14 protein-coding genes are annotated in these 10,856 nt (G+C 71.0%); 8 read left to right on the plus strand and 6 right to left on the minus strand.

Translation table 11 applies throughout. From position 1 onward, the window contains the following. Positions 1–102 precede the first annotated feature (102 nt). The 3 genes from HMPREF3086_RS15755 to HMPREF3086_RS15765 are packed head-to-tail and all read right to left on the minus strand — an operon-like array spanning position 103 to position 3,058. Positions 103–2,514: a heavy metal translocating P-type ATPase gene (locus HMPREF3086_RS15755; protein ID WP_070722860.1), complete on the minus strand. Its 2,412-nt coding sequence runs from the start codon at positions 2,512–2,514 to the stop codon at positions 103–105. A gap of 5 nt (positions 2,515–2,519) precedes the next feature. Then, positions 2,520–2,732, minus strand: coding sequence for a heavy-metal-associated domain-containing protein (locus HMPREF3086_RS15760; RefSeq protein WP_061229862.1), 213 nt, complete (start codon positions 2,730–2,732; stop codon positions 2,520–2,522). 38 nt (positions 2,733–2,770) lie between these two features. After that, a complete protein-coding gene (locus HMPREF3086_RS15765) occupies positions 2,771–3,058 on the minus strand; it encodes a metal-sensitive transcriptional regulator (protein ID WP_070722862.1) in 288 nt (95 codons plus the stop codon). A 223-nt stretch (positions 3,059–3,281) separates the two neighbouring features. On the opposite strand from HMPREF3086_RS15765, the gene HMPREF3086_RS15770 reads away from it, so the two are divergent. The 8 genes from HMPREF3086_RS15770 to HMPREF3086_RS15805 all read left to right on the plus strand — a co-directional run bounded on the left by HMPREF3086_RS15770 (position 3,282) and on the right by HMPREF3086_RS15805 (position 9,603). Beyond that, the gene (locus tag HMPREF3086_RS15770) at positions 3,282–3,707 is read left to right on the plus strand and encodes a ChaB family protein (RefSeq protein ID WP_070722864.1); all 426 of its coding nucleotides are present in this window, start codon (positions 3,282–3,284) and stop codon (positions 3,705–3,707) included. Positions 3,708–3,728: 21 nt separating this feature from the next. Next, positions 3,729–4,016, plus strand: a complete 288-nt coding sequence (locus tag HMPREF3086_RS18660; protein ID WP_070722867.1) for a DUF2254 family protein — start codon at positions 3,729–3,731, stop codon at positions 4,014–4,016. Next, positions 3,986–4,795 (plus strand): DUF2254 family protein, encoded by an 810-nt coding sequence (locus HMPREF3086_RS15780; protein WP_070722869.1) that lies wholly within the window; start codon positions 3,986–3,988, stop codon positions 4,793–4,795. The genes HMPREF3086_RS18660 and HMPREF3086_RS15780 overlap by 31 nt, the downstream gene beginning before the upstream one ends. A gap of 218 nt (positions 4,796–5,013) precedes the next feature. Continuing rightward, entirely contained in the window at positions 5,014–6,360 is a 1,347-nt protein-coding gene (locus HMPREF3086_RS15785) for a lipase family protein (RefSeq protein WP_246831019.1), read from the plus strand. 157 nt (positions 6,361–6,517) lie between these two features. After that, on the plus strand, positions 6,518–7,015 hold the full coding sequence (locus HMPREF3086_RS15790; protein WP_083324484.1) for a MarR family winged helix-turn-helix transcriptional regulator: 498 nt from the start codon (positions 6,518–6,520) through the stop codon (positions 7,013–7,015). Continuing rightward, positions 7,012–8,412 (plus strand): MFS transporter, encoded by a 1,401-nt coding sequence (locus tag HMPREF3086_RS15795; RefSeq protein ID WP_070722871.1) that lies wholly within the window; start codon positions 7,012–7,014, stop codon positions 8,410–8,412. The genes HMPREF3086_RS15790 and HMPREF3086_RS15795 overlap by 4 nt, the downstream gene beginning before the upstream one ends. A 78-nt stretch (positions 8,413–8,490) precedes the next feature. Then, positions 8,491–9,189 (plus strand): lysoplasmalogenase, encoded by a 699-nt coding sequence (locus HMPREF3086_RS15800; RefSeq protein WP_070722873.1) that lies wholly within the window; start codon positions 8,491–8,493, stop codon positions 9,187–9,189. A gap of 36 nt (positions 9,190–9,225) precedes the next feature. Beyond that, a complete protein-coding gene (locus tag HMPREF3086_RS15805; protein ID WP_061229868.1) occupies positions 9,226–9,603 on the plus strand; it encodes a hypothetical protein in 378 nt (125 codons plus the stop codon). Positions 9,604–9,642: 39 nt separating this feature from the next. On the opposite strand, the gene HMPREF3086_RS15810 is transcribed toward HMPREF3086_RS15805, so the two are convergent. The 3 genes from HMPREF3086_RS15810 to HMPREF3086_RS19700 form a co-directional block, all read right to left on the minus strand. Next, positions 9,643–10,101, minus strand: coding sequence for a BLUF domain-containing protein (locus HMPREF3086_RS15810; protein WP_246831020.1), 459 nt, complete (start codon positions 10,099–10,101; stop codon positions 9,643–9,645). A gap of 14 nt (positions 10,102–10,115) precedes the next feature. Next, the gene (locus HMPREF3086_RS15815; protein ID WP_061229870.1) at positions 10,116–10,358 is read right to left on the minus strand and encodes a hypothetical protein; all 243 of its coding nucleotides are present in this window, start codon (positions 10,356–10,358) and stop codon (positions 10,116–10,118) included. Between the two features lie 159 nt (positions 10,359–10,517). Further along, a partial coding sequence (locus HMPREF3086_RS19700) for an alpha/beta hydrolase domain-containing protein (RefSeq protein ID WP_256386797.1) occupies positions 10,518–10,856 on the minus strand: 339 nt, incomplete at its 5' end.

The following is a 10,856-nucleotide window of genomic DNA, read 5'->3' on the forward strand; positions in this document are numbered from 1 at the left end:
GCCGGGAGGGGGCTGGGCCGGGAGGGGCTGGCCGGGAGGGGCTGGCCGGGAGGCGGCTCGGCCAGGAAACGGGCTGGGCCGGGAGGGCCCCAGCCGAGCCGGTCAGACGGCGGCCCGGAACCTCCGCAGGCGCAGGCTGTTCGCCACCACGAACACCGAGGAGAACGCCATCGCCGCGCCCGCGATCATCGGGTTGAGCAGTCCGGCAGCGGCCAGCGGCAGCGCCGCGACGTTGTAGGCGAACGCCCAGAACAGGTTGCCCCGGATGGTGCCCAGCGTGCGCCGCGACAGGCGGATCGCGTCGGCCGCCGAGCGCAGGTCGCCGCGGACCAGCGTGATGTCGGAGGCCTCGATCGCCGCGTCCGTGCCGGTGCCGATCGCCAGACCCAGGTCGGCGGTGGCGAGGGCGGCCGCGTCGTTGACGCCGTCGCCCACCATCGCCACGGCCCGGCCCTCGGACTGCAGGCGGCGGACCACCTCGACCTTCTCCGCGGGCATGACCTCGGCGATGACCGTCTCCGGGCCGGGATCGATCCCGACCTCGGCGGCCACCGAGGCGGCCACGGCGGCGTTGTCGCCGGTGAGCAGGATCGGCGTGAGACCGAGGTCCCGGAAGCGGCGGATGGCCTCGGCGGAGGTGTCCTTGATCTGATCGGCCACCACGAGGACCCCGCGGGCCCTCCCGCCCCAGCCCGCTGCGACCGCCGTGCGGCCGGCCTGCGCGGCCTCGGTGAAGGCCGCCTCGAGCTCGTGCGGCAGCGGCATGCCCCGCTCGGCCAGTAGCGCGGGCCGACCGACGACGACCACCTCGTCGTCGTCACCCACCCGGCCCGATACGCCCAGGCCCTCGTGGTTCCGGAAGCCCTCGACGGCCGGCAGCGCGCCGACCTCCTCGCGCGCGCCGGCGGCGATCGCGCGGGCGATGGGATGCTCGGACGCGTCCTCCACGGCACCTGCGCGGCGCAGCACCTCGGCGCGCACCTCACCATCCGCGACGGCTGTAGAGACCAGCGCGTGCTGACCGGTGGTGACGGTGCCGGTCTTGTCCAGGACGATGGTGTCGACGCGGCGGGTGGACTCGAGCACCTCGGGGCCCTTGATGAGGATGCCCAGCTGCGCGCCGCGGCCGGTGCCCACCATGAGCGCCATCGGCGTGGCCAGGCCGAGCGCGCACGGGCAGGCGATGATGAGCACCGCCACGGCCGCGGTGAACGCCATCGACGCGCCGCCCCCGGTGAGCATCCAGTACGCGAACGTGCCCGCGGCCAGCACCAACACGATGGGCACGAACACGCCCGAGATGCGGTCGGCCAGGCGCTGCGCGGCGGCCTTGCCCGACTGGGCGTCCTCGACCATCCGCGCCATCTGCGCGAGCTGGGTGTCGGCGCCCACGCGGGTCGCGCGCACGATGAGGCGACCGCTGGCGTTGACGGTGCCGCCCACCACCGCGTCGCCCGGACCGACCTCGGCGGGCACGGACTCGCCGGTCACCATGGAGGTGTCGACCGCGGAGGCGCCGTCGACGATCTCACCATCGGTGGCGATCTTCTCGCCGGGCCGCACGACGAACTCCTCGCCGACCTGCAACGCGTCCACCGGGATGCGCGTCTCGACCCCGCCGCGCAGCACGGCGACGTCCTTGGCGCCCAGCTCGAGCAGCGACCGGAGCGCCGCGCCGGCCGAGCGCTTGGAGCGGGCCTCGAAGTAGCGGCCGAGCAGGATGAACGTGGTGACGCCCGCGGCGGCCTCGAGGTAGATGTCGCCCGCGCCGTCGCTGGGCGAGAGGCTGAACTCGAATCCGTGCGTCATACCGGGCATGCCGGCGTGGCCGAAGAACAGGGCGTACAGCGACCACAGGAACGCCGCCGACGTGCCGAGCGAGACGAGCGTGTCCATGGTGAACGCGCCGTGGCGCAGGTTGATCGCGGCCGCGCGGTGGAACGGCCACGCGCCCCACACCACGACGGGCGCGGCGAGGGTGAGCGAGAGCCACTGCCAGTTGGTGAACTGCAGCGCCGGGACCATGGCCATCGCGATGACGGGGATCGACAATATCGCCGAGATGATGACGCGGCGGCGCAGCTCGTCCACGCGGTCGGGGCCGGCGGCGTCGTCGGTCTCGTTGTTCGCGCTGCCGGCGGTGCGGACGGCGCCGGCGGCGCTGTCCGTGGCAGGCGCGTCGCCGGTGGTGGTGCCGCCCATGGCGGATCGGCCGGACCGGGGCTCGGTGCTCCGAGGACGCGGCAACCGCGCGTGGTACCCCGCCTGCTCGACGGTGTCCAGCAGGAGCTGCGGCTCGATCCCGTCGGCGATCTCCACGCGCGCCTTCTCGGTGGCGTAGTTGACCTCGGCGGTGACGTCGTCGAGTTTGTTGAGCTTGCGCTCGATCCGGTTCGCGCACGACGCGCAGGTCATGCCCTCGATCTGCAGCTCTACGAACGTCGTGGCGGGCGCCGCGCCGGTGGCGCGCGGGGAGTCGGTGGCGGAGGTCCGGGTGGAGTCGCTCGCGGTCATCGCGGTCAGGCCTCCGTGAGTGTGTATCCGGCCTCGTCCACGGCGGCGCGGACCGCCGCGGGATCGACCGGGTCGGAGGAGACGACGACGAGGCGACCGGACTCCAGATCGACCTCGACCTCCGTGACGCCGGAGATCTCGGAGACCTCCTCCTTCACGGACGCGACGCAATGACCGCAGGTCATGCCGGAGACGGTGTAGGTGGCGGTGGCGGACATGGTGTTCCTTCTTTCAGTCGTATGGGCGGGGCGCGGTCTCAGGACCGGACCAGGCGGGCGATGGCGGCGTTCGCCTCGGCGAGCTTGGCCTCGGCCTCGGGGCCGCCGTGCTCGATGGCGCCGGCGACGCAGTGGCCGAGGTGCTCCTCAAGCAGGCCCAACGAGACGGACTGCAGGGCGCGGGTCATGGCGGAGATCTGCGTGAGGATGTCGATGCAGTACTTGTCCTCCTCGACCATCCGCTGCAACCCCCGGGCCTGACCCTCGATGCGGCGAAGCCGCTTGAGGAGGTCGTCCTTGTGGGGGGTGTATCCGTGCTCGGCCATGGCACATACGGTACCCCCCTAGGGTATGCGCTGCAAGGGCGGCGGCCGACCGGTGTCTTTCTCCCGCAGCCCTTCCTATGGTCATCAGCAACCGCGGTTCCGTTGTCGACCCGTCGAGAAAGGAATGGCCGTCATGACGACCACCCGGTCGGATCACGCCCCCTGAACCCGGAGGCACGGGTATCGACACATCGAGCGACCGAGCGACCACCGAGGAGACGACATGCCCAAGACCGGTAAGGACGGCCACGCCAAGGAGAGCGAACTGCCCTCGACGCTGCAGCGCAGCGACCAGAAGGCCAAGGACACGTTCGCCAAGGCCTACGACTCCGCCGAGGAGGAGTACACCAGCGAGTCGCGCGTGGCTCGCACCGCCTGGGGCGCGGTGAAGCACACGCACGAGAAGGTCGGCGACCACTGGGAGCCCAAGGATTCCTCGGGTCCGTCGGATTCGAAGTCGGAGAGCGGGGGCCCGAATCCGTCCGGGAAGTCCGAGGGCGACGTCGACGCCAACGCGACCAAGGAACATCTCTACGAGCAGGCCCAGAAGCTCGACATCCCCGGCCGCTCGGACATGACGAAGGACGAGCTCGTCGACGCGCTCCGCAAGGCCAACGACAAGGAGACCAAGAAGAGCCGCGACAAGTGAGAGATCCCGCGATTCCCCGCGATGTTCGGCGGGGTCATGCTCGCGATCGCGGCCACCGCCGTCGACGATCTCGTGGGCGATGAGGCGGAGGTCCCGCTCGCCCTGGCGATGAGCAGCAACGCCGCCACCTGGCTGGTCGCGACCGTGGCGGGGGCGATGATCACCACGGTCGGAGTGGTCTTCTCCCTCACCGTCGTCAGCCTCCAGCTGGCCAGTAGCCAGTTCTCGCCCCGCGTGATGCGCTCGTTCATCCGCGACCGCCTCAGCCAGGGCGTCAGGTGGGCAACCTCGCGCGGGCGATCTCGGTAGAGGGACGCTCCGTCGTCGAGGCGGTCGCTCGCACGCCCGCCGACCTGCACGAAGTGGACCCCCGCGAGCATCCCGTACCCGAGGACGCCTCCGCGGTCCCGGCTCGACGCAGCGGCTGGGTCAGCCAGGTGGACATCGGCCAGATGCTCAGATCCGTGGACCCGGGCACCACGATCCGCATGGAAACCAGGGTCGGTGCCTACATCCACGAGGACGAGCCCCTGTTCACCGTGCATCCGGCCCAGGCCCGGCGCACGGAGCACGCCCTGGCGGAGGCGATCGACGTCGCCGCCGCGCGGACGATGCTCCAGGACGTCGACTTCGCCATCCGGCAGCTCGTCGACATCGGCCTTCGAGCACTGAGTCCTGCGATCAACGACCCGACCACGGCCGTGGAGATCCTGCTCCGGTTGGGCACTCTCATGCGCAAGGTCCTCACCTCCCCGCCGGCACCGCTGGCGATCCGGGACGAGCAGGGGCGGGCACTCCTCCAACCGTGGAATCTGCACCCCGACGAGTTCGTCGAGCACGCCTTCGACCAGATACGCCAGAGCTGCCTCGACCAGCCCGAAGTCGTGGCGACGTTGCTGCGGGTCCTTCGCATGCTCATCGCCCACGTTCACGAGGAGGGGTGCTCGGATCGCGCCGGGGCCCTCGAGAAGCAGATGCATATCACCCTCGAGATGGTGGCGCGGCAGCCGGGGATCCACCCGAAGGATCTGGAGCGGCTGCAGGCGCTGTCCTCCGACGAGACCGACCCCGCAGATCACAGCCGGTAGCCGCCGAGGCGAGTCCGCGCCGGTGGTTACGTGGTGATCCACACCAGCCGTTGGTGGGAGCGCCACCGGGCGCGGCGCGAACGCCGGGCCCCGTCCGCCGTTCCACGCTGCCCCGGGGTCTTCACCGACCCGCCCTCCCACGACACCTCACCGCGGCGGGCGAATTCCGACTAGGCTCCGCTTATTCGTGATCTACGCCATATGAGTCCGGGGGGACCGTGACACCTCGACGCACAGCGCTGCGCGCCGCCGCATTCGCCGCCGCCATCACCACCACCGTCGCCGGAGGGGCCCTCGTCGCCCCTGCCGCGTCAGCGCAGGGGTCGTCCAACGCCCCGGCGCCCGCGTTCTATCAGCCGCCGGCCGACCTCCCCAACGGCAGCGGCGGCCTGATCAAGACGGAGGCGTTCCCGCTCGCCGGCGCCCTCCCGGACATTCCCGGCGCGGAGGCACTCACCGACGGCGCCGGCCCTATGTCGACGGACGCGCAGCGAATCATGTACACCTCCGTCGGCTCCCGGGGCCAGCACATCGCCGTGACCGGCACCTACCTGCAGCCACGGGCCCCCTGGGCCGGCGCCGGTTCGCGACCGCTCGCCGTGATCGCGCCGGGCACGCAGGGGCAGGCGGACCACTGCGCGCCGTCGAAGACCTTCCAGAACGTGGCCAGCGTCCAGACGGATCCGCCCGGCGTCGGGTTCGGCTACGAGATCATCCAGGCCTACGCCCTGCTGGCCCGCGGGTACGCGGTGGCCGTGACCGACTTCGAGGGACTGGGCACGCCCGGCCTCCACTCGTATGTTCACCGCGAGGCCCAGGCCCGCGCCGTGCTCGACCTCGCCCGCGTCGCTCCGTCCGTCCCCGGTTCGGACACCGGCCCGAACCCGCGCACGGTGTTCTCCGGGTACTCGCAGGGTGGCGGGGCGGTGGCGGCCGCGGCCGAGCTACATCCGGAGTACGCGCCAGAGGTCGACCTGGTCGGGACCGCCGCAGGCTCGCCACCGGCCGATCTGCTGGCCACGCTCGACCAGGCCGACGGGTCCGCCATCGCCGGCGTGATCGGCTACGCCCTCAACAGCCTCTCCGACGCCTACCCCGAACTGAAGGAGCGGATGGACGTCCACCTCACCGACGGTGGCCAGGCGATGCTGACCTCGACCGCCGACCAGTGCATCGGCGAGACCGCGGTCCAGTTCTTCCAGCACCGCACCGCCAACTACACCAAGACCGGCCGACCCGCCGTGGAGATCGTCCGCGAGGACCCGGTGGCCATGAAGTACCTGGAGATGCAGCGGGTGGGGCGGCTGAAACCCACCACCCCGGTACGGATCGTCTCCCCCGTGAACGACGACGTCGTCCCCGGCCACCAGTCGCAGCAGCTCGGTCGCGACTGGTGCGCCCAGGGCGCCACGGTCGACATGGTCATCGACCCGATGCCCGCGATGGCGCCCGGCCTCGTGATCGGCCATGCCGCGCCCATGATCACCGGGCTGGACGGGAATCTGCGCTACCTCGACGACCGCATCAACGGGCTGCCGGCGCCCAGCAACTGCGGAACCTACTGACCTCGACCTCGGTTCCGCCGAACCCCGCCACGCCCCGCACAACTCGCAGTCCTACGCCGTCTCCGTTCTGGCCACTGCCCGCCATGAGCGTTTCCGACGCCGGGGTGCACCCGCAACCCCGCAAGCAGCTTGCGCAATCTAGTTGTAGAGTTGGCGCATGCCGGACCCCACCGCGTCTCGGGCCCCGGGCGGTCCCACCGAACCCGTCACCGCCGCACCCGACACCGCCACTCCCGACGCCGTCACGCTCGCCGCCGACCTCCGCGAGGCGCTGCGCCCGCTGTGGCGCCGGCTCAGCGCCCACAGGACACTGTCGATGGGCAAGACCGGGATCCTGTTCCACCTCGAGCAGCGCGGGCCCCTGACCGCCACCGACCTCGCCGGTCTCGAGCGGATCAGCCACCAGGCCGTGGCGAACGCCGTGAGAGAGCTCCAGGATCTCGGCCTGGTCTCGCGGACCCCCGACCCGTCTGACGGTCGCCGCACACTCCTCGCACTGACCGACGCCGGGCGCGACCGGCTGACCGCCGAGCGCGCCGCCGGCCAGGACTGGCTTGTCGACGCCGTCGCCGGCCAACTTCATGCCGACGAACGCACCACCCTCGCCGCCGCGATCCCCCTGCTCCGCCGCCTGGACACCGGGACCGAGCGGTGACCGCGCCGTATCGCCGGCCGGCGCCCCGCTGGTTCACCCAGTCCCTCGTCTACGCCGCCCTGACCAGTTCGGTCGTGAGCTCGTTGGGCATGCTGCTGGTGCCGTCGGTGGCCGCGGAGTTCGGTGTCCCGGTGAGCACGGCGCAGTGGATGCTCACCATCAACCTGCTGGTCGGCGCGGTCGCCACCCCGATCATGGGCCGCCTCGCCGACGGCCCGCACACGCGGCGACTCCTCCTCGCCAGCCTGAGCGTCATCTGCGTCGGGTCGGTCGTGGCCACGCTCGCGCCGAATTTCGCCGTCTTCCTCATCGGCCGCGCCCTGCAGGGCCTGCTGTACGGCACGGTGCCCATCACGATCGCCCTCGCCCGCCGGCATCTCACGTTCACCGCGTCCCAGCCGACCATCTCCACGCTGTCGGTCACGGTCTCGGTGGGCATGGGGCTGGGCTATCCGCTCACCGGCATCCTCGCGGCGTCGTTCGACCTGCGGGCAGCATTCGCGTTCGCCGCCCTCTTCGTCGTCACCGCCGCGGCCGGAGTCTGGCGATTCGTGCCGGCGGGCCCCGATCCGCTGGCGCCCCGCACCCCGTTCGACACGACCGGAGCGCTTCTCCTGGGCACGGGCCTGGCGGCGCTGCTGCTGTGGATCTCCGAGTCGCAGACGTGGGGGTGGACCTCCGCCACCTCACTGGTGGTCCTGGTGGTTGCCCTGTATTCGCTGTTCTTCTGGGTGGTGCACAGTATTCGCACCCTGTACCCCCTGGTGAATCTGCGGGTGGTCCGCCGGCCGGAGGTCCTGCTGGCCAACGCCACCGCCATCGGCCTGGGCACCGCGATGTACATCGGCCTGTCCATCGCGAGCCTGGTGGCGCAGGCTCCGCGTGAGACGGGTTTCGGCCTCGCGGTGCCGCTGATGTGGGCGGGTTTCATGATGGCGCCGCTGTCGGTGGGCAGCCTCGTCGCCAACCGCACCGTCCGGGCCCTGTCCCGGCGGTTCGACATGGCGGTGTTCCTGCCGGTCGGCGCCGCCGTGATGACGGTGGCGTCTGTGCTGCTGTGGCTTCGGCACAGCGACTTCTGGACCCTGGCGATCGGCATGTTCCTCTTCGGCACCGGCATCGGTTCCGGGTACGCGGCGATGCCGGCGCTCATCGCCCGCAGCGTCGCCGTGGACCAGCTGGGCAGCGCTGTGAGCTTCAATCAGGTCCTGCGCACGGTGGGTGGCGCGGTCGGTGCGGCGCTGTCGGCGGCGGTCCTCGCCGCCCACCCGTCCGGCTCCACGTACTCGACGGACGAGTGCATCACCATGGCGTTCGGCGTGGGCGTGGTGTGTTGTGCGGTGGTGATGGCGGCGTTGGTGGCCCACGCCGTGCTGTCCCGCCGGCGTACGGGGTAACGCCCGGGGAGAGGGGCGACGACGACGAGCCCACCCGACGCCCCGCCGTCCGCCTTCGCCCGCGATACCGTTCGGAGCATGCGCGCGCTGAGCTGGCTCCCCATCGTCATCGTCACCGTGGTTCACCTGGCCGCGCTGGCGGCGGGGTCTGCGACCGCGGGCGCGTGGTCGCAGGTCCTGCTCATGCCCGCGCTCGCGCTGGTGTTACTGGTGCTGCCGCGCGACGACCGCGGGCCAGCCTGGCCCTGGGCGCTCGGCGCACTGGCCGCGAGCTGGGTGGGCGACTCACTGCCCCGGCTCGTGCCGGAGGACGCGGAGTTCCTCGCGATGGTGGGCGGGTTCGCGGTGGCCCAGGTGCTGTGGATCGTGGCGTTCACCCGCGTCGAGCGGGGCCGCTCGCCCATGGCGTGGACGCTGCTGCTGGTCGTGGTCGCGGTCGCGTTGCTGGCGGTGACGGTGCCGGAGGCGGGTGTGCTCGCGCCGGCCGTGGTGGTCTACGGGCTGCTGCTGCTCGCGGTGGCGTGGCTGGCGGCGAGCCACGGCTGGGTCGGCGGGCTCGGGGGTGCACTGTTCGTGCTGTCCGACGGGCTCATCGCCCTGGGCGCCTTCCGCCCCGACCTCGTCGACTGGCCCCAGTGCGACCTGCTGGTGATGGCCACCTACGTCGCAGCGCAGGCACTGTTCGTGGTGATCATCCTGCTGACGCGCTCGCCGGAGCGCACGCCCCCGCCGGAGAGGTCATCTCGCCCCCGCAGAGGCAGCGACACGATACGTTGACCGCTGCCACATCCCCCGCTATCGAACAGGTGCGCCGTGCCCGCCAGCAGAATCCCGTTCGTCCGTCCCCGACGAGCGGCCAGCCGGGCGTCCGCTCTGGCGGGCGTTGTCGTCGGCCTCGCCCTCTACGTCGCCGCGTTCCTGCTCAACTCGCCGATGGAGTCCTGCACGTTCCGACTGTCGATGCTCGAGAACGGTGCCACGCAGCTGACGCACTGGGACTACAGAACCGAGTGGGCCGGACTCGTGGCGAGCCGGTGCGACGCCACCCTCGTCGACGGCCCGCAGTCAGGCCTCGAGCATTCCGAGCGCGTTATCGAGTGGGGGCCGTCAGCCATCGCGGCAGTCGGACTCACCATCGCTGGCATCGGGCTGTGGCTCCTGGTGACGCCACGTGCCCGCAGGACTCGCTGAAGCGACACACGGCTGGGTCCGACTCCGGCCCCGGTCGATTCAGTAGGAGATGGCGCGCTCCTTGACCTTGAACCAGATCGAGAAGTCCTCGGCAGCCCGACGGACCTCGTCGTAGCTCGAGCCGCTGGTCAGATCGTCGAAACTGTCGCGGACACCGTCGACACCCGTGGGGCGGGTCTCCTTGGGCATCCCGAAACCCATCTTCCAGTCACCGAAGCTGCGCCGGGACGTCTGCTCCACGACCAGGACCTGCAGTCGGTCGTGCCTGTCGTCAGCGGAGATGTCCTCCATCAGGGAATCGATCTCGGCGGGCGGTCCCTCCAGGAACTGGATGAAGGTGTCGTTGCGGTACAAGAGCAATCCGGTGATCCCGGCGTCCCGGTTGCGCCGTCGCGCCGTGTACAGGATCGCCTCCAGGTCGGCGGGGTCCATCGGCCGCGAGGCCACACTGCTGTACACCAGATACTTCAGCGTCTCGGCCCGGTCTGTCTCTCCCACACCCGCGCCCGCCGTCATCGGTCGTCCCCGGCGGGAGCAGTGGCGAAGTACAGGTCGTTCAGGCACGTCATCGACCTCTCCAATGTGCGGGCCTCACCTCGCGGTTGCGACATCTCGTCGAACTTCCTGAACGTGCCGTCCGACGTCTGATCGATATAACCCACGAAATTCCCCCGGTGGCTACCGACGAAGAACGCATCCTCCACCTGCGACCAGCGGACATCGTCGTCGTGGTCGCCGTTGCTTTCCTGACTCATTACCGCCTCTTCATTCGCATCGCGAGTGGCCTTCGCGCGGACCTCGGGGACCGGCTTTCACCACAAGCGGCCCAGTGTGTCAGGGGCCAGCCGACGCCGCCACCGGCAGACGTGCGAGCAGGCCTCTGATTTCAGCCAGGCGGCCCGTGCCGACTCCTCTCACCAGGTGATGCGCTCCGGGCGGGCGTCGGCGAGGACCTCCTCGCGGTCATCCGCCAGCAGGAAGCCCTCCTCGATGAGCCGGTCGGTGGCCTCGGTGTAGGCCCGCAGGTACTCGTCGCGGTCCGACCACCGCTGGCGCAACTGCTCGTCCGGAACCACCTCGGTGCGACCGAGCAACATACAGAAGGGCGCGGAGTGCGGATAGGGCGCACCGACCAACCTCTCGACCGGCGCCTCCACGGCCGGGGTCCTCACGCCACCGCGGCCGATGCCCAGGTCACCGGGGACCACCTCGTCGTCGTCGTACTCCACCGGCGGCGCGACCGGCGGGGGCGC

The sequence above is a fragment of the Dietzia sp. HMSC21D01 genome (assembly GCF_001815995.1).
Lineage (GTDB): Bacteria > Actinomycetota > Actinomycetes > Mycobacteriales > Mycobacteriaceae > Dietzia > Dietzia cinnamea.